Annotated in this window: 21 protein-coding genes; 7 read left to right on the top strand and 14 right to left on the bottom strand. The window is 36.7% G+C overall.

The features are described from left to right. Entirely contained in the window at positions 1-657 is a 657-nt protein-coding gene (locus J0L69_02170; GenBank protein ID MBN8691969.1) for an HNH endonuclease, read from the top strand. On the opposite strand, the gene J0L69_02175 is transcribed toward J0L69_02170, so the two are convergent. The 5 genes from J0L69_02175 to dprA all read right to left on the bottom strand — a co-directional run bounded on the left by J0L69_02175 (position 654) and on the right by dprA (position 5845). Further along, positions 654-1919, bottom strand: a complete 1266-nt coding sequence (locus J0L69_02175) for a DNA cytosine methyltransferase (protein ID MBN8691970.1) — start codon at positions 1917-1919, stop codon at positions 654-656. The genes J0L69_02170 and J0L69_02175 overlap by 4 nt on opposite strands. After that, positions 1888-2322 carry a very short patch repair endonuclease gene (locus J0L69_02180; protein MBN8691971.1) on the bottom strand — a complete coding sequence of 145 codons (435 nt, stop codon included), beginning with the start codon at positions 2320-2322 and terminating at the stop codon, positions 1888-1890. Before J0L69_02180 ends, J0L69_02175 begins: the two co-directional genes overlap by 32 nt. Positions 2323-2434: 112 nt before the next feature. After that, entirely contained in the window at positions 2435-3556 is a 1122-nt protein-coding gene (gene holB / locus J0L69_02185; protein ID MBN8691972.1) for a DNA polymerase III subunit delta', read from the bottom strand. A gap of 508 nt (positions 3557-4064) precedes the next feature. Then, a complete protein-coding gene (locus J0L69_02190) occupies positions 4065-4430 on the bottom strand; it encodes a DUF559 domain-containing protein (GenBank protein ID MBN8691973.1) in 366 nt (121 codons plus the stop codon). Positions 4431-4729: 299 nt separating this feature from the next. Next, complete coding sequence (gene dprA / locus J0L69_02195; GenBank protein MBN8691974.1) at positions 4730-5845, bottom strand: DNA-processing protein DprA; 1116 nt, start codon at positions 5843-5845, stop codon at positions 4730-4732. A gap of 52 nt (positions 5846-5897) precedes the next feature. Between dprA and J0L69_02200 the strand changes: the two genes are divergently transcribed. Further along, positions 5898-8306, top strand: coding sequence for a TonB-dependent receptor (locus J0L69_02200; GenBank protein MBN8691975.1), 2409 nt, complete (start codon positions 5898-5900; stop codon positions 8304-8306). Here the strand turns inward: J0L69_02200 and thpR are convergent. Next, complete coding sequence (gene thpR, locus J0L69_02205; GenBank protein MBN8691976.1) at positions 8303-8845, bottom strand: RNA 2',3'-cyclic phosphodiesterase; 543 nt, start codon at positions 8843-8845, stop codon at positions 8303-8305. The genes J0L69_02200 and thpR overlap by 4 nt on opposite strands. Further along, the gene (locus J0L69_02210) at positions 8845-10353 is read right to left on the bottom strand and encodes a SpoIIE family protein phosphatase (GenBank protein ID MBN8691977.1); all 1509 of its coding nucleotides are present in this window, start codon (positions 10351-10353) and stop codon (positions 8845-8847) included. Before J0L69_02210 ends, thpR begins: the two co-directional genes overlap by 1 nt. 540 nt (positions 10354-10893) lie before the next feature. Here J0L69_02210 and J0L69_02215 point away from each other — a divergent pair. Then, positions 10894-11421 carry a ferritin gene (locus J0L69_02215; GenBank protein ID MBN8691978.1) on the top strand — a complete coding sequence of 176 codons (528 nt, stop codon included), beginning with the start codon at positions 10894-10896 and terminating at the stop codon, positions 11419-11421. Between the two features lie 43 nt (positions 11422-11464). Here the strand turns inward: J0L69_02215 and J0L69_02220 are convergent, their stop codons facing one another. The 3 genes from J0L69_02220 to J0L69_02230 are packed head-to-tail and all read right to left on the bottom strand — an operon-like array spanning position 11465 to position 14020. After that, positions 11465-12634 carry a beta-lactamase family protein gene (locus J0L69_02220; GenBank protein MBN8691979.1) on the bottom strand — a complete coding sequence of 390 codons (1170 nt, stop codon included), beginning with the start codon at positions 12632-12634 and terminating at the stop codon, positions 11465-11467. Next, positions 12618-13322, bottom strand: coding sequence for a hypothetical protein (locus J0L69_02225; GenBank protein ID MBN8691980.1), 705 nt, complete (start codon positions 13320-13322; stop codon positions 12618-12620). The genes J0L69_02220 and J0L69_02225 overlap by 17 nt, the downstream gene beginning before the upstream one ends. Next, entirely contained in the window at positions 13319-14020 is a 702-nt protein-coding gene (locus J0L69_02230) for a hypothetical protein (GenBank protein ID MBN8691981.1), read from the bottom strand. The genes J0L69_02225 and J0L69_02230 overlap by 4 nt, the downstream gene beginning before the upstream one ends. Positions 14021-14165: 145 nt before the next feature. Between J0L69_02230 and J0L69_02235 the strand changes: the two genes are divergently transcribed. From J0L69_02235 to J0L69_02245, 3 genes are all read left to right on the top strand, one after another. Beyond that, positions 14166-15767 carry a glycosyltransferase family 39 protein gene (locus J0L69_02235; GenBank protein MBN8691982.1) on the top strand — a complete coding sequence of 534 codons (1602 nt, stop codon included), beginning with the start codon at positions 14166-14168 and terminating at the stop codon, positions 15765-15767. Between the two features lie 67 nt (positions 15768-15834). After that, positions 15835-16122: a septum formation initiator family protein gene (locus J0L69_02240; GenBank protein ID MBN8691983.1), complete on the top strand. Its 288-nt coding sequence runs from the start codon at positions 15835-15837 to the stop codon at positions 16120-16122. Between the two features lie 2 nt (positions 16123-16124). Then, on the top strand, positions 16125-16613 hold the full coding sequence (locus tag J0L69_02245; GenBank protein ID MBN8691984.1) for a YkgJ family cysteine cluster protein: 489 nt from the start codon (positions 16125-16127) through the stop codon (positions 16611-16613). Here J0L69_02245 and J0L69_02250 read toward each other — a convergent pair. Beyond that, on the bottom strand, positions 16608-17366 hold the full coding sequence (locus J0L69_02250) for an ATP-binding cassette domain-containing protein (GenBank protein MBN8691985.1): 759 nt from the start codon (positions 17364-17366) through the stop codon (positions 16608-16610). The two genes, J0L69_02245 and J0L69_02250, sit on opposite strands and share 6 nt — an antisense overlap. After that, positions 17363-18106, bottom strand: coding sequence for an ABC transporter permease (locus tag J0L69_02255; GenBank protein MBN8691986.1), 744 nt, complete (start codon positions 18104-18106; stop codon positions 17363-17365). Before J0L69_02255 ends, J0L69_02250 begins: the two co-directional genes overlap by 4 nt. 54 nt (positions 18107-18160) lie before the next feature. Between J0L69_02255 and J0L69_02260 the strand changes: the two genes are divergently transcribed. Continuing rightward, a complete protein-coding gene (locus J0L69_02260; protein MBN8691987.1) occupies positions 18161-18325 on the top strand; it encodes a hypothetical protein in 165 nt (54 codons plus the stop codon). Here the strand turns inward: J0L69_02260 and J0L69_02265 are convergent. Next, complete coding sequence (locus J0L69_02265) at positions 18322-18705, bottom strand: VanZ family protein (protein MBN8691988.1); 384 nt, start codon at positions 18703-18705, stop codon at positions 18322-18324. The genes J0L69_02260 and J0L69_02265 overlap by 4 nt on opposite strands. A gap of 53 nt (positions 18706-18758) precedes the next feature. Beyond that, positions 18759-19139, bottom strand: coding sequence for a glycine cleavage system protein GcvH (gene gcvH / locus J0L69_02270; protein MBN8691989.1), 381 nt, complete (start codon positions 19137-19139; stop codon positions 18759-18761). Between the last annotated feature and the right edge of the window lie 57 nt (positions 19140-19196).

A 19196-nucleotide genomic window follows, 5' to 3' on the forward strand; every position in this document is an offset into this window, starting at 1 on the left:
ATGAGTAGCGCTAAAGAAAAACTATTAAAGAAATTATTAGACAATGTAGGAAAGACTCTTACTAGAGAGCTTTTAAGTAAAACAGCAAATGTACACGACTGGCAAAGATCATTAAGAACTCTAAGGCAAGAAGGATGGCAGATTGTTTCGAGCAAGGAAGGCTATACACTCGTTTCTGAATTAAAGAATGAAACAAAGAAAAGCAGAATCACAATAAACAATAAATTGCGCTATTCTATTTTACAAAGAGATAACTCAACTTGTCAAAGATGCGGAAAGACAGTACAAGACGGTATAAAATTGGAAGTTGATCATAAAATTCCCGTAGAATGGAACGGAACAAACGACGTTGAGAACTTGTGGACTCTTTGTAATGAGTGTAATGGAGGTAAAAAGCATTTTTTCTCTGATTTTGATGATAAAATAATGAGGGAGGTGATGAATGAAAAGAGCGGATATCAGCGTTTAGTAAAATTGTTTAAACTTAGTCCGAATACCGTTATAGAGCCAATAAAATTAGAGGCCATAAGCGGCATTAGGGACTGGACTAGAACTATTAGATTAATTAGATCAAAAGAAAAACTTAATCTTGTTTGGATAGATAAATCAACGGAGTTCCCGCAAGGAGGATACAAATTAATCAGACAAAAGAATTAAATATGCTTAAAAAGCGTTTCAATTATTAATTTCCCGGTTGCTTTAATTGCAGGCACCGCAACTGAATTTCCAAATTGTTTATAGGCAGATGCATCAGCCACAGGAATTAAATAATTATCAGGAAAGCCTTGTAGCCTTGCCCATTCTCTAGGGGTCATTTTACGAATTCCCTCCCTGTTTACTTCTCCCTTAATTTTTGTTTCAGGCGTAAAATCTTTTAAGCGAGTATCAATAATTAAATTTCTTTCTCGTCCCATTCCGCCGCAAACAACAGCGTTGGCGATCCCTTTGTCGGGAATAATTTCGTAACCAAAACCATTGCCTTTATTGGCATGCCTTTCTTTATGGGCTTTTAAGGTTTTTAAATATTGAGTAGACAAATAATATCTTGCTGAAACAGGTTTTTTCTCCTTGATATCAGAAAACTTAACTTTCTTATCGGTTGGTTTAGGGTAATTAAAACTAGTAACTTTTAAATCTTTTCTAAAACCTACAATAAAAATTCTTTCTCTGTTTTGTGGTACACCAAAATCTTTTGCATTAATGATTTGAGGCTCGGGCACAAAATATCCTAAATCATTTCTTAATACATTTAATATGGTTTCTAATGTTTTTCCTTTGTCGTGATTTCTTAATCCTTTTACGTTTTCAAGAAAAATAGCTTTTGGTTTTTTTCTTCTAATAATTTCAGCTACATCAAAAAACAAAGTACCACGTGTATCCTCAAAACCGCCTCTTTTTCCTGCTATAGAAAATGCTTGGCAAGGAAAACCCGCACACAACACATCGAATCCATCAGGTATAAATTTCTTTGTTTCTTCCTTGGTAATATCACCAAACGGAACTTCACCAAAATTAGCTTTATATGTTTTTTGCGCCTCTTTATCCCACTCACTTGTAAAAACACATTTGCCTCCGAGACTTTGCATTGCTATACGAAAACCGCCAACCCCGGCAAACAAATCAATAAACTTAAACGTATAATTTTCAGGTGTTGGAAATGGAACGTTTTCTACTTCAAAAAGTAATTGTTGTAAGGCGCTTTCAGCAACCTCCGAATATTTTATATTAGGAAACTTATAAAGCACCATTTCCTTTATAAATTTTTCCGCTTCTTTTTTGTAATGTTTTTTTACGCCGTTATGATAGTTGTGAAGATAGTGTGTAACAACTGCCTTTTTGTTGCTTTCAGGTTCTACCAGTTTAATTCTAAACTTTTTCCCTTCAAAATCATCGATTGTTATACTTTCTTTCAGCTTCATGAATAGCATTAACTATTTTGGTTATACAATATTGCAAATTTTCCTCTATTTCTTTTCCCCAAAAACGCAAAACTTGCCAATTTTCTTTTAACAAAACCTTATTAACTTCTTTGTCTCTGGCAATATTTCTTTCAATTTTCTTATGCCAAAAGTCTTGATTGCTTTTATGGTCATGTTTTCGCTTTTTCCAATCCTTGCCGTGCCAGAATTCACTGTCAACAAAAACGGCAATTTTGAGTTTTTTAAAAGTTAAATCCGGCTTACCGAAAACACTTTTATCATTTTTTCTATATCGATATCCTTTCACCCAAAGGGTTTTTGAAAGCAAGACTTCAATCTTAGAGCCTTTGCTTTTTACTGCCTGCATGTTTTTACGTCGTTGTTCTTTGGTGAGCTTATCCACAAAGCGAAAATAGAACAAAGTGTAAAAACAGGGAAACAAAATTATATTAAAAGAATAACAATGCTTGCTATAAAATGTAGCATTTTTTTAAAGTAAGAAAAAAAGAAAGTAACTACCTCTTATTAATCAACTCATTTGTCTTCAGCAGCAAATCCATAAATAAAATTTTAGGATTAGCGTTGCGCTCTATGTAATAACAGTTGCTATTAAATTCTTCTACCAGCATTTCGTAATTGCGCTGGGTAATAAAAGGCGCAAATTTTTCTAAGAATTGTTTTTCGTTGCCGCTCAAGCGCACTAAATCGCGTGAGCCAAAATTATACATCAAACAATCTCTGAATATCTCGAGTCCGTATTGTAAAAATTGTTTTTGTTTTTCGCGTCCTGTTGCAGCGTTCTGGTCAATCCACTGCAAGGCTTTGTCGCAATCAAACTTTAAAGCCAGGCGCATAAAGCTTTGGAAGTGTTGCAAAAAAGATAATTGCTCATCGCTTTGCGTTAATAGTTTGATGGCTTCATTAAAATTGCTGTCGCATAAAAATGCCGCTTGCTGCGCGTTCTCTTCGGTAACACCAAACTTTTTTACCAAGGCTTCTTTTATCTCCGCTTCCTGTAAACGCAAAAACGGTATTTGTTGCACGCGCGAAATAATTGTAGCCAATAACTGATCAGGATTATTACACACCAAAATAAAAATGGTTTGTTCAGGCGGCTCTTCCAATACCTTTAATAATTTATTGGCGGCTTCGGTGTTCATTTTCTCCGGCTGCCAGATGATCATTATTTTGTATAGTCCCTCGTAACTGGTATAACTTAATTCGCGGATGATATTGCCGCTTTCCTCAACAGGAATAATCGGTTGTTTGTTTTCTGCATCCAGACCTTCAAACCAATCGTTTAAACTTAAGTAAGGATTTTCTAAAAACGCCTCACGGAATTCCTTAATTAAATCGGCGCTGCTTTTTACATCTTTCGATTTGGCGATAGGAAACACCAAGTGCAAATCAGGATGTACCAATTTATTTGTTTTCTGACAACTCGGACATTCACCGCAGGCATCGTTGTTTTGTTTGTTGCTGCAAAATAAATATTGCGCAAAAGCCATAGCGGTTCCTAAATTGCCGCTGCCTTCATAGCCTGTAAATAAAAGTGCGTGAGGTAAACGGTTTTCATTCACCATTTTTATCAAACGATCTTTTACTTCTTTTTGTCCAACTATGTCGCGTAGCAGCATAGAGCAAATATACACTTCCGAGAGGAGAATAGAAAGATTATTTGGGGATAAACCCCCTCCCGCTTCGCGGACTCCCTCCCGATTATCCCGATAGCTATCGGGACGGGACAAGCTCTTAGCAGGGGGAGAGGCTGTTCGTTTTTGATTCAGCTTTAATTTTCAATAAGGGAAAATCGTAGCTAAAAATTTTGAATTTACCATGAAAGAATTCTCCCCTGCTAAGGGGAGATGTCGCGTAGCGACAGAGGGGTTTTGTTTTAAAAAGTTGTTTGAAGTTTGAGACTCTTCGTTTTATATTGTGGTAAAACCCCCTCCCGCTTCGCGGACTCCCCCTTAGCAGGGGGAGGGGCTTTCCGTTTTTGATGGAGCTTGAATTGTAAAAAAAGGAAAATCGTTGCTAAAAAATTTTTAATCTACCACGAAAGAATTCTCCCCTGCGAAGGGGAGATGTCCGAACTTGCCAGCCGTGGCGCAGCAGGCTGGGGACAGAGGGGTTTATGCCACTCTTTCATTTATTTTGAAAATAGGATTTAATTAAATCTAACACACCCTCAGTGTTTTTAAAAACATGCTCGTTTTCAATTCTAACGGTTCTTATACCATACTTTAATAATAAATCATCTCGCTGCTTGTCATGTTCAAATCCAACAACAGTGAAGTGATGTTCTCCGTCTAACTCAACAGCTAATTTTTCTTCTGCACAATAAAAATCAAGAATGAAATTTTTGAAACTGTGTTGTCGTCTAAATTTTCTTCCTTCCAGCTGAGAATTTTTTAAATATTTCCAGAGTATTTTCTCAGGAACAGTTGTGTTATCTCTTAAATCTTTTCTGTATTCTTTTAAATAAGACCTGTTATTATTTCTTATCTGCATACAGCAAAATTATAAGGAGTTGTTTTTGATCCTTGCTATAATTTGTAGTTTTTTTGGTTAAGACCTTTTATTATATTTAAGAACAAACCCCCTCCCGCTTCGCGGACTCCCCCTTAGCAGGGGGAGGGGCTGTTCGTTTATAAATTGGCTTGAATTGTAAAAAAAAGGAAAATCGTTGCTAAAAATTTTGAATCTATCACGAAAGAATTCTCCCCTGCCAAGGGGAGATGTCCGCAGGACAGAGGGGTTTGTGACAGAGACGCTAATTATTTTTCTAAATCAAAAAGTTTCAAGGAAGTTTACCCCACCAAACTATACATTTTTCCGGGTAGGGAGCGAATGACGTTGGAGAATTCGAGTTGCAATAATAAGGCCGCTACTTTGCTAATGGTAAATCCGGAGGCGTAACTGATTTCATCCATGTGCAATTGCTTTTTTTCCTTAAAGCAATTCACAATTTTTTGTTCTTCTTCGCTGAGGTTAATTAAGAGCGGAATTTGTGAACTCTCTTTCTTTTTACTTTTTGTTTCGCTTTCCCAACCCATCACATAAAACAAATCCGCTGCACTTTCCATCAATGCTGCTTTATTCGATTTTATAAAACCGTTACATCCTTCACTCATTACATCCGTACTTCTTCCCGGAAAGGCAAACACATCTTTATTATAACTGTTAGCAATGGTGGCCGTGATTAAACTTCCGCCATCGCGTTTACTTTCCATCACAATCAAGGCATCGCACATACCCGCCACAATACGGTTTCGCTTCGGAAAATTAACGGCATCCGGATTAGTACCGCTTCTGAAATCGGTAAGTATCCCGCCCTTCTTTTGCATTTTCATGGCAATACTTGTGTGTGTTTGAGGATACATGCGATCGAGTCCGTGCGCTACAACACCCACCGTATCCAAATCATTTTCCAAGGCTTTTTTGTGTGCTAACACATCAATGCCATAGGCTAATCCGCTCACCACTAAAACACCACTGCCGCGTAATTCATTCACTAATTTTTCGGTTTGCTCTCTGCCGTAATCGGTGGGCTGACGTGTGCCTACAATGGCCACAATCTTTTCAGTATTTAAATCGGCATTGCCTTTGTAATAGAGTAAAACCGGACTATCACTGCAATATTTTAAACGCTGCGGATATTTTTCATTGGTAAAAAAGAGCGTTTCAATGTTGTTTTCTTCAATGAAACGAACTTCTTTTTCGGCTTCTTTCAAAACGTGTTGCTGCGCAATAATCGCTTTGGCTAGACCTTCGCCCACACCCGGAATTTTCAATAATTGCGCTTTATTTGCTTTAAAAATCTCTTCGGCATTTCCGCAATAAGCTAAAAGATTTTTAGCCACCACATCTCCAACGCCTTCCAATAGGGTTAAACCTACCTGATACAACAATTCGCCTCCCACCATTTGAATTAAAAATATTCTTGTTTATATTGTGCTAATATTAGCATAACATAGTATGCGCAAAACTACAACACTTTTTACACTTTGCTTTATTCTGATTAAAATAAATTTATTTTCTCAGGCTCCTGCATTCATTAAAGGAACAGTTACTGATAATAGCAGCAAAGAAACTCTCCCCGGCGCGTTAGTATCAATTGGAAAAAGTAATGGAACCAGCACCGACATGAACGGAATGTTCTTACTTACAACAACAGCCGGTAAACAAACGGTGGAGTGTACGATGATGGGATACAAAACCATTTCACAAACGGTTGACTTAAAAGAAAACGATACACTTACTCTCAATTTTTCGATGACAGATGCTAACAAACTTTTAGAAGAGGTGGTTGTGTCGGCCGGAAAGTTCGAACAAAAATTATCGGATGTAACGGTGAGTATGGAGGTGATTAAACCGGCTTTGATTGAAAATAAAAACACAACGTCTATCGACAATATTATGAATCAAGTACCGGGCGTAACGGTGAGTGACGGTCAGGCAAGTATTCGCGGTGGAAGTGGTTTTGCTTATGGTGCCGGTAGTCGTGTGTTGGTAATGGTGGATGAAATGCCAATGATTAGCGCCGACGCAGGTGATGTAAAATGGAACTATTTGCCAATAGAAAATTTAGAACAAGTAGAAGTAATTAAAGGCGCTTCATCTGCTTTGTTTGGTTCTTCTGCTTTAAATGGTGTGATCAATTTACGTACGGCTTATGCAAAAGATAAACCAAGTACTTCTGTAACTTTATTCGGTGGCGGATACGATGCGCCAAAATATCAATACAAATGGTGGAAGGGAAGCAGTCAGCAACAAGCTGGCATTAATTTTTCTCACTCCGAAAAAATCGGAAATTTTGATTTGGTGATTGGCGGCCACATGTTTAGCGATGATGGTTATCGCGGCGGATTGGTGAATGAAGCGGTGACTTCGGGCACAACCACCATTAATCGTCAGGTAATGAAAAACGAAAACGAAAGACGCGCGCGCATCAATGCAAACATTCGTTATAATTTCAAAAAGATTCCGGGTTTATCAATTGGCGTCAATACAAATTTAATGGATGTGCAAGGTGGTCTGTTCTTCTTGTGGAAGCACGCCGACAGTGCCTATGTTCCGAACGATATTCAGAAATACAAAAACAAACGTTTTAATGTGGATCCTTTTGTTACGTACTTCTGGGGTAAGGATAACAAATTAAGTTTTAGAAGTCGTTATTACTTAACTCTGAACACCAACGATAAAAATCAAGAGGCCACCGCTGAATTGTATTATAACGAGTTGCAATACCAGAAGCGATTTAGTAATAACTTAACTATAACGGCCGGCGCCTTGTACATTGAGCAACAGATTTTCAGCGACTCTTTATATGGTAGACATGTCGGAAAAAACACTGCCGGCTATTTACAATTGGATAAGAAAATTAAACGTCTTACGATGTCACTCGGATTACGTGGCGAGTTTTATAAAGTAGATACGGCATTTACACGTGGCTATTTAACTAAGAAAATAAATGATTTGCCGTTTCAGCCGGTGGCGCGTGCAGGTTTAAATTATCAATTATTGGAATATACGTTCTTGCGCGCTTCATTCGGACAAGGGTATCGTTTTCCGAGTGTAGCGGAGAAATACATCAGCACGAATGTAAGTTCTTTAAGAATTTATGAAAACCCATCATTACAACCGGAGCGCGGTTGGAGTGCAGAGATTGGCGTGAAGCAAGGCTTCTCTTTAGGAAAATTTAAAGGCTTTTTGGATGTGGCCGGATTCTGGACGGAGTACACCAATATGGTGGAGTTTGTTTTTGATTTTTATTTCCCGGAGCCAAAACCACAAGGTTACGTGGTGCAGTTAACGGATAGAGAGTACGCAGGATTTAAATCTCAAAACTTAGGACGTGCGCAAATTAAAGGAATCGATATTTCTTTAACCGGCGGTGGAAAGATTGGTCCGGTAAACGTAGCTTTATTTAGTGGTTACACTTATATCGATCCGATTAATCCGGATTACAATCCAACAAAAGACACATTAGGCTTACCTTATTTAAATGTGCTGAAATACCGTAACCGTCATTTATTTAAGAACGATATTCAATTCGATTATAAATTTGTTTCAATTGGGTTCAGCACTCGTTATCAAAGTTACATGGAGAACATTGATAAAAAGTTTAATGAAAGTTTATTGCATGATTTGTTACCTGAGTTTGATCAGATTCCTTCTACGTATGTATTGCCGGGTTTGCCTGAATACAGAGAGAAAGATAAAGCAGGCTCTTGGGTGCATGATTTCAGAATAGGTTTCCAATTATCCAAAGTAGTGAAGCTCTCCTACATTTGTAACAACGTGGCCAATGAAGAATACAGTTCACGACCGGGCGATGTGAGACCACCACGCACGCATGTACTTCAATTAATGATTAAGCTTTAAGCGAATTTAAATTCTTTATAGGGTAACCAGCTTTTTCCTGTGTGTTTTAAGAGGAAGAAAGAGTTGCATAGAAAGTTAGCTTCAAAGGATTTGTTGCGATATTCTTCCATCATCAGGTAGAAAAATTCTTTTTTCAAATCACGGAAAGCGATGGTAACGTGTGGATGATATTTCCGCATGTCATCCGCCTGATTGAAAATGTTGAGATTTGACTTTACTTGTTTAACCACTTCTTTTTGTAGTTTGTTTAAATTTTCATTCTCAATAACATCCACAAAAACTACTTTGGGTTCAAAACAATTATAGTTCTTCAAATTAATTTCAAAAGCAGGAATTTCTGTTTTGAAATTGGAAAGTGTATTCAAAAGAATTTCTTCTTTTTCTGTTTTCCATTCAAAGGGCATATGCAATGTGATGTGCGAAGGGGAACGCAAGGCACTTTTGTTGTTGTATTTTTCCGACACTTCTTTTTTAATGTTTTCTATTTGTGAAAACACCGGTTCAGGAGGAATGATGGCTATGAAATATTTTTGCAGCATTAAACACGAACACCAATCACCAGGATATCATCAATTTGTTCAAGATTTCCCTTCCAGTTTTCGTAAGCGGTTTTAATGGCTTCGTGTTGTTGGGCTGGAGATAAATCGTGAATGGAGATGAGTAATTTTTTAAGCGCGTTGTACTTGAATTTTTTTCCTTTTGGTCTGCCAAACTGATCGGCAAAACCATCAGAATATAAATAAATATAATCGCTTTTTTGTAATTGGATTTTGTGATTGGTATAATTATCGGCTACGCCATCGATGTTACTGCCAATTGGAAACTTATCTGCCTTTATCTCTAATAAACTATCTTCAAAAAAGATTTCTTTATCGGATGTGATTTTATGTGATGAAGAGAAATTCTTACGCACAATCCACAAATTATTGAAAGCGCCCGCGAATTGTAATTCTTTTGTCTGCGCGTTATAAGTACATAAAGACAAATCCATGCCATCTTTTACTGCATTGTCTTCTTGATTTTGTCGGAGTGTATCTGTTACACCCATATCCAAATGTTGTAAAATGTCGGAAGGTTTGGTTAAATCTTTTTCGTTAACAGCGCGATTTAATAAACTCATGCCCACCACACTCATCATGGCACCCGGTACGCCGTGTCCGGTACAATCAACAGCGGCAAACATGACTAAATTATTTTTTTCTTCTACCCAATAGAAGTCACCGCTTACTACATCTTTAGGCTTGTAAAATATAAACGCGTCGGGCAACAAGCGTTTTACCATTTTATCGGGGGGTAAAATAGAAAGCTGAATACGTTTAGCGTAATTAATGCTATCGGTTATTTCTTTTTTCTGATGGGTAATTTCGTCGTTTTGTTTTTGTAATAAGGCGTTTGCCTGTTTTTTGTTTTTATTTTGTTTAAACAAGACACCTGCAATTATCAAAAATACGATAACAGAAATGATGGAAATAAAAGTTAGTGTGCGTGATTGTTTCACTTTTAAAGTGCTTATTTCTTGTTCTGCAGAAAGACGTTTTAACTCATCTTCTTTTTTACCGGTTTCATACTTCACTTCCATTTCGCTGAGTTTTTCTACTGTGCGTAGTTTGTTTACACTGTCTTTTAGGAAAAAGGCGGTGTTATAAAACTCAGCTGACTTAATATATTTTTTGAGTTCGTAATAAACATCACCAAGGGCTTTATTAATTGACATTGCTAATTCGACGTTGTCAGGATTAGCTTTATAAGCTAATTCAAAATATTTTAATGAAGTTTCCGCGTCTTTCATTTTGTAATAGAATGTGCCAATATTGTAAAGGGTTCCGGCATAACCTAAAAGATCCCCCCCGTTTTTATAATATTCTAAAACAATTGCCGAGTATTTTGCAACAGAATCTTTGTTACGCAATTCGGAATAGGCAGAAAGCAGGGTTCCATAAATGTTACCCATAAACGATAAATTTTTCGCTTGTTCTTCCGACGCATTATTAATAACCAGGTTGCTATAGAAAATTGCAGAGTCATTCTGCTTAATTTTAGAATACATTATAGCAAGGTTGCTTTCTACTAAGCATTTTTTAACCTTGTTTTTTGTAAAAACGCTATAAGCTCTTGCCTCATGATAAGTTAATCTTGCGTTATCAAACCTCTCATTACTTACGTACAAATTGCCGATGGCATTTAAGCTTTCAATGATTTTCGAACTTTGATTTAATTTTTTGGCTAAGCCTTTGTTTTCAATAAAACATTCCAAGGAACGATTTAGGTCACCAAGTATATATAGAGCCACCGCTTTTTTATGTCGACTAAGATAGGTAAGTGAGTCGTTTTTAATTTGAAGGGAGAGGGAAACAGCAGAATCGGCAAAGGTTTGGGACAATTGTGGGTCAGACCTTAAGACAGAGTCGGCTTTATTGTTTAGTTCAACGATTTTTTTTATATCCTGGGAGAACAAAACCCCCTGCAGAATTGTTATAAAGATGATGATGTAATATTTTGTAATTTTTGTCAAGGAAATAAACAATATTTATATTTTTATAATGAAAATAAAGATATAACTTTATACTATAAATCTAAAACAAAACTCATGTTAAGTTCAAAAGTAAGTACAGCTTTAAATAAGCAAATCGAATTAGAGGCATCTTCCTCGCAATATTATTTAGCGATGGCGAGTTGGGCCGAAACACAAGGCTTAAACGGCGTGTCGGGATTTTTATATAAGCATGCCGATGAAGAGCGCATGCACATGCTCAAGTTGATTAAGTTTGTGAATGAGCGTGGTGGACACGGTGTAGTGCCAGCATTAAGTCAGCCTCCTGTAAAGTTTAAATCGGTAAAGTCTGTTTTTGAAGAGATATTAAAGCATGAGGTAAAAGTAACCAATGAAATAAATAAGTTAGTTGAGATTACCTTAAAAGAAAGAGATTATACAACGCACAACTTTTTACAGTGGTATGTGAGTGAACAAATAGAAGAAGAAGCGTTAGCGCGTCAGATTATGGACAAGATTAAATTAATCGGTGATGATAAGAGCGGATTGTACTTCTTTGATAGAGATTTGGAAAGTTTTGCGGTAGCCGGTGCCGGTAATGCCGAAGGCGGAAAAGGAAAATAATAGCAACTAATAAAATTAAAAGCCCTGCATATTGCGGGTTTTTTTAATTTAAGACTACATCGGTTAATTCGCTCTCAAAATCGAAAAAGGTTTGCTTTAAACTACTGTTACCGTTTGTGCCGTAATTAACAAAGAAAATAATGGTGTAGCCTCTCTCGGGGAAATAGAATGAGTTAGCGTTGTATCCTAAGTCGCGGCCGGTGTGACCAATTCCATAAGTAGCTTTATGGGTAAATTTCTTTACTGTACTTACACCACAGTAGTAATCATCGTCTTCCCGGTTAAACTCTGTCATTAAATCTAAAGAAGCTTGGGATAATAAAGTTTTCTTTGCGAATAACGCCTCCATAAATTTGAATAAATCAAATACGTTCGAATATATTCCGCCAAACCCATTTCCACTTCCTGTTATGTAATTAGATACATTTACAATGGTTCCGTTACTGTGTAAATCAAAATAGCCTTGCGCCGCATCATTCGGAATTTGTTCTCGTCCCTGGTAATACGTGTTACTCATGCCCAAAGGTGTTAAAATCAAATCGCGCAATAACTTATCATGTCTTTCGCCTGTCGCTTTTTCAACACACATGGCGAGTAATAATGTATTGGTGTTAGAATAATTGGCGGGATATTGTGAACTTAATTCTTCTCCGTCTTTGTTATATACAAACTGTAACAACTCCTCAAACGACCAGGTTTTGTTTGGATTGTTGATGATAGCCAGATAAAAAGCAGGGGCAGTAATCACATCAAAAATTCCGGTAGTATGATTCATCAATTGCTTAATGGTTTTTCCATCCGCATTTTTTATTTTCTTTAAAATATCATTATCAATGTATTTTGATATCGGATCGTTGATGTTGATTTTCCCTTGTTCCTGTAATTTCAAAACCATAGAACCCACTAACAGTTTGGTTATACTGGCTACTTTCGATATATGACAAGGAGAGAATTTGATTCCTTTGTCAATGTCGGCAAATCCGCTAGAACCAATCCATGTACCATTGGAGTCGTTAATTAAAATAGAAATTCCCGGTAAACCTTTTTTACGGTAGCGTTCTAACAACTCAGTGTAAGCGGTATGCTTTGGATGTGTTGTACTACTGTCGGCATAAACACAATCAATGGATTTAGTTGGGACAATTTCTTCCTTTTTACAATGAGAAAAGAAAACGATTACGATGAGAAAATATAATCTATTTAGCTGTTTCATTTTTCTTTTCACATTTGTTTAAGCGTGTTGTAATGCCAAGCATGATTGCGTTGTAAGGAACAATGGGAACAAAACTTCCGGCGAAAGGCCCTTGAATATTAGTACGAAACTGAATTAATAAATTAAATTTTTCAGGATCTGATTTTTTTAATGCAACACCACAACCAATTATCGTTCCCATAATAAATTGTGGCCGACCTTTAATGCCGGATTCTTTTACATAAGTGCCATCCGATTTTAATTTAAAAACTTGATATTGATAAAATGAGTGGAGGTAACCTGCACCAAGCGCAACATCGGAATAGACACGCGTATTAAAAAAATAACGGTGATGTAAGTTTAAGTTTAGCTTAGCGGCTGTTTGGAAAAAACGATGATAGAATGTGCCAAGCCCCGCCTCTAGCCACCATTGATTTTTTTCTTTTTTGTTTATTTTTTTTTCAGCAAAAAAATCTAAACCCGGATGAAACGCCGCGTAAAATAGTTTCGGATAACCAATTACCGGCCATGCTGTACCGTGATTAGAAATGCCAGCCCCAATGCGCATGTCTTGTGCCCTTACACTTAAGCAAAAAATGGAAACAAGAATAATAGCAGCGTGTATAAATCGCAGTCTCACAAAACAAATGTAAGCATTGAGGATATCAAAATGATGATAATGCTCAGCTTTTCGTTTGACAAGGCTCAATTAGTAAACAAATAATTTCCGGCTTTATCAATACTATATTGGGCGGGTTTTTTGTTCGATTCAAAATAGGTGTAGGCCGGCTTTAAAGCACTCCAAAATTTATTCAGCTCTGCCGAATATGCAGATAATACTTTATCGTTTTCTTTGGTCATGCGGCAAGGGAAAATCTCTACACGTATGGGATTGTTTTTGTTTTTTGCTTCTACGCAAAGCAAATAAACATCTTCAACCGGACCATCCTGTAGTGGGATACAACCAATGGTCACACAATTTCCGTGAATCATGATATCCCCTCCGGGATCTTTACCGGTAGCTAAAATTCTATCGCTTTTATTGGGATATCCGACTTTAAGCGCCAGATAATAACTGCTGCTTGGATTAAAAAAGGGAACATCATAAATTCCCTCCGGCACTTGCATATCGCCTTGTTTACGTTTTGGACCTAAATCACCGCTTGACGCACAAATATTTATTTTTTTGAAAAGAGTGAATTGTTGCGATGATTTATTTTTAACCCACAACTCCAGCTCTTGTTCATGTTTAAACACACGTATAAAAACTTCTAAGTCGCCGGAACTAATGTTTTTGTTTTTTAAATCGGCTTCAATACCGGGCCACTTGTTTTGGTATGCTTTTTTAACCCTACTGTTTTTTAGTTGTTGTTCTTTAAAGCTTTGCCCAAAGCTTGAAAAGCACACAACAGAAAAAATAATTGTTATGAAATGAGAAAGCCGCATAAACCTGTATTAAAGATAGAATTTATTACGAACGTGATTACGATAACGTTTCAGATTTAACATCACTTAGCATTTGTTTTATGGGCGAATGGTCAGATTTAAAAATTTGATTAAATTAGCCTTAAATCAAATTGTTTTGGAATTTAATAAAAAGCACTTATATATAGTACTTCTTACCGCGTTTGTTTTTTCTTACGGGTTTATTTCTTTCACGGCTCATTACATTAGAAAAGTTAATCCTAATAATGAAAGTAAGTCAAGCCAAAGTCTTGTCGCGAACACCATGATTTATAGTCCGGATGATTACTGGTACGTAAATCAATATAAAAACTGGCGAGAAGGAAAGGGATTTACGATTGATCCGGCGTATAAAAACTTAAGCGTCCGCCGTACACCGGTATACCCAATAATTTATGGGTTTTTTACCTATGAATTCGGATATGAGAACGGAATTGTTTTATTAAGGTATTTCCAAATAATACTTTTCTGTATTTCTGCGTGGTTAATTTATTTGATAGTGTTGGGATTAACTCAGAGGACAAGGAACGCATTAATTGCGGCCATACTATATGGGGTTTGTCCGTTTATATCAAGCTATTTGCCTTTTACTATTACAGAGTCCATTACTCCTTTTTTTGTTGTTCTGACTGTTTATAGTTATATGAATGCAAGAAAGACGAAAAGTAATTTTATGTATTTAACAACGGGCATTGTTGCTGCAATTTGTATTTTAAACCGTCCGCTTTGTCTGGTCCTCGCCATAGCGATGATTTTTACGGAGCTAATGGAGAATTATAAAAGCAGGGCATTTGTTTTAGTTCAGACTAAAAAATCTATTTTAATTTTAATAGGGGCTCTTATAATTTTTATGCCCTGGGTAATCAGAAACTATAAAGTAACAAATGGAGAAATTATTTTACTTGAAAAGCTCGAGCGCAAGGATATTATGGATTATGGACATTCTTTGATTGAATTAAGAAGTATGGTTTCCTGTTTCGGTAATCCTGCGGATTATGGCTGCGAGTTGTTCGTGCAAAGAGCAACAGACAATATCGCAAATAATAATGCTGGCAGGAACGAAGTACTGTTAGATAATTTTCTCGCTTCCTTTCCCGGTACGGCTTTTCAGGTGTGGAATAGAGATACCTTGAAAAACGTGATAAAGGAATATCTTATTTGTTACGAGAGTTTGTTTAAAAGAAAGGGGAACATTGAAAAGAACAATGTAACAGGAGAGGAAGAGTTTTTAAATTGCAATGAAAAATTAAGGGTGAGGTATAACACCATGACGAATGAATTTAAGAAAAAGGCTTTTTTAAATTATTATGTATTAACGCCACTCGGACACCTAAAGGATATAGTATTTCAGAGCAATACAGCGAATATTGCCTGGCTTCAACCAAACGAAGAAGGATATTCTTTTGTTAAAAAATGCATTAAGGCAGTTCTATATTTGATGAACGCTACATTTTATGTTTTGTTTTTTATCGGACTGTTTTCAAAACTATTACCACTATGGTATCGTATTATTTCCGGAATCAGCTTTCTGGTTCTGTTCATAATTCTTACTTTCGAGTACAGGTATTTTGAAACCAGATACTATTTAATTATTTGGCCATTTATCATCATAAACGGGGTTGCAATACTCTCTTTTTTATATGAAACGTGGCTAAAACCCCGTTTATCTCGCCGGAAACAAACAAACTAACAATGCTGTTTTAATAATTGTATTCGTAAGCGTAACATTGAGCATAACGGTTTCGTAATTTTATAAGGTGAAAAAGTTTTTAAACATCATTCGAAACAAGTACCTACTTACAATAATTGGCATAATTGTTTGGCTGCTGTTTTTCGATAAAAACGATGTTTTTAGTCAGATGGAATTAATGGGCAAGCTTAATAAATTGCGCGCCGATAAAACATACTACTTAGCTGAAATTAAAAATAACCGTGATGCGATTGAGGATTTAAAGACGAATAAAAAAAGTCTGGAGCGGTTTGCACGCGAAAAGTATCTGATGAAGAAGGACAACGAAGATGTTTATGTCATCGTAAAAAAGTAGTCGTGGACTTAGATCAATTTAAAAAGCAGGCTGAAAATCTCAGCAAAGAAAACAAACAGTTTTACACAAAAATTAAACTCAGGAAACCAAAGAACCTGGATGAGGTCTTTCATGAGGCGCACGACGAAGCCTTTTCAGAGATTGATTGTTTAACCTGCGCTAACTGTTGTAAAACGACTTCTCCCATTTTTTATCAGAATGACATTGAAAGAGCCTCTCATGCTTTACGAATGAAGCCCGGACAATTCATTGAGAAATATTTACGCATAGACGAGGATAATGATTATGTGTTGCAGACATCACCCTGTGCATTTTTGGATGGAGATAATTATTGTAGCATTTATGAAAGCCGACCAAAGGCTTGTCGGGAGTATCCGCATACCGACAGAAAAAAAATGATTCAGGTAATGGATCTTACCTATAAAAACACATTGGTGTGCCCCGCTGTTTTAAAAATAACAGAACAGGTGAAGCGCGAATTAAAATTATGATTTGGCAGCTTTAAATACTTGCTGCATGAATTCAGACGCAAAAACAAAATTGTAAAGTTCCTGATTGTCGGCTTTTAAAATTTGATCTTTGGTGCCGGTCCAGTAATTTTTCCCTTTGTGAATGAACATGATGTTTTCTCCGATTTCCAAAACGGAATTCATATCGTGCGTAATTACTACGGTAGTAATATTGTATTCACGGGTGATATCCTGAATTAATTCGTCGATAACAATGGAGGTTTTTGGATCAAGCCCGGAATTAGGTTCGTCACAAAATAAATATTTCGGGTTGTTTGCAATGGCCCTGGCAAGTGCGGCACGTTTTTTCATACCACCACTTAACTCTGAAGGGTACAAATTATTTCTTCCTTCCAGTTTCACGCGTGATAAACAAAAGTTAACGCGTTCATCTTTTTCCTCGCGGCTTAAATCGGTAAACATATCCAGCGGGAATCGCACATTTTCTTCCACGGTTTGTGAATCAAACAAAGCTCCTGCCTGAAACAACATACCAATTTGTTTACGAACTTCTTGCTTTTCTTTTGCTTGCAGTGCCGGAAAATTTTGTCCGGAGTATAACACCTCACCGCTATCGAGCGCATGCAAACCCACCATTAATTTCAAAATGGTTGTTTTCCCACATCCGCTTTCGCCAATCATTAGATTCGTTTTACCGGGATAAAAGGTAAAGGAAACATCATCCACTACTTTTCGGTCGCCAAAGCTTTTGTGTATGTTTTTAATTTCAATCAATGTGTTAAGAATAACTGAGTAAGTATTAAATTGAAAATTAAAATTAAAATGCTGGTCATAACAACGGCCTTGGTGCTTGATTTACCAACCTCTAATGCACCACCATCTGTGTAATATCCATAGTAAGAGGCAACAGAGGTAATGATGAAAGCAAAAGTGACAACTTTTGTAAAGGAGTAATTTAATTTCCAGGGCTCAAAGAAAGCCTGTATACCAAAAATATATTCATAAGACGTGCAAGCTCCTGTTGAAATTCCCATGATATAACCACCTGCTAATCCCAAGAACATACTAATGGCAATTAGGAAAGGGTTAATAAGAACCGCTGCAATAATTTTGGGTAAGATTAAATAACCTGCCGAATTAACTCCCATGATTTCGAGGGCATCAATTTGTTCGGTTACCCGCATGGCACCAATTTCAGAAGCAATGTTAGAGCCCACTTTTCCGGCTAAAATTAAACTTACAATGGTTGGACAAAACTCTAGCAACATAGATTCACGTGTAGTGAATCCAACCGCGTATAAGGGCACAAGCGGACTTGTAAATCCAAATGCTGCTTGTATAGTGATTACACCCCCCATAAACACAGAGATGATGGCAACAATGGTTAAAGAGCCAATACCAATGGAGTTGATTTCATAAATGATCTGACGCCAATAAACAGAAAACTTCTCGGGTTTGCTGAACACCCTGAACATTAACATAAAATAACGGCCGATATGAAAAAAAAGATTCATTTTGTAACAGATACTAAATTACTAAATTATATCTTTGAATAATAGATTTATTTAATGAAAACCCGAATCATCCGAAGTATAATAGCTGTAATGATTTTATCATTTACTGCCCTGGTGTTTCAGGAATGTTTTTTATTCAAGCGTAAAAACAAATGCGATAGCTGTCCGGGTCTTGTAAAAAACAAAAAAGTACGTAAGCCTTCTAAAGGCTCCATCTAATCAAGCCATTTTAATAGTTTCTTCTTAAAGAGTAGGGCAACTACACAGCCAAAACTGTTTGCTATTATATCGTACCAGTCTGCACTTCGCTCGCTAAAAACGGTTGCCTGCATAATTTCTAAGGCGCCTCCATATAAAACGGAAAGTAAGAAGTAGATATAAAACAGTGTATGATTTTGATGATTGAAATGAACCGAAAAATTAAGCAGACTAACCAACACAAAAAATATTCCGGCATGAACCCATTTATCAAAGCTCAACATTTCGAGCCAGCTTGTACTGGGAATAAAACGTCCGGGCATGGAGCAAAGGCCAAGGATTAATAAAGCCCATCCAATGCTTAATTTATAGGCGTGTTGTTGTAAGAGTTGCTTTATCATAAAATAAAACGTCCCGCTATTGCGGGACGGTTAATTATTTTTTAAGCTTCAAATTATGCGCCGATTAATTTTTTATAATCATCTGCAGAAAGCAATCCGTCTACATCAGAAGGATTTGATAATTCAACTTTAATGATCCAACCTTTTCCGTAAGGGTCGCTGTTAACGCTTTCAGGAGCAGAGTCGATATCTTTGTTCGCCTCTAATACTTTTCCGGTAACAGGCATAAATAAATCAGAAACGGTTTTAACAGCCTCAATGGTTCCGAACACTTGTTCTTTTTCTACTGTTTCACCAATGGTTGTAATATCCACGTAAACGATATCACCTAATTCTTTTTGCGCGAAATCAGTGATACCAACTACAGCTGTGTTGCCGCTTACTTTAACCCACTCGTGGTCTTTTGTGTATTTTAAATCTGCAGGGAAGTTCATAATGATAATTTTTTGTACAAATGTATAGGTTTAGTTAATATTTGCAAGTGTCGGTTA

Source organism: Bacteroidota bacterium, from assembly GCA_017303905.1.
Lineage (GTDB): Bacteria > Bacteroidota > Bacteroidia > B-17B0 > Aurantibacillaceae > JAHEYG01.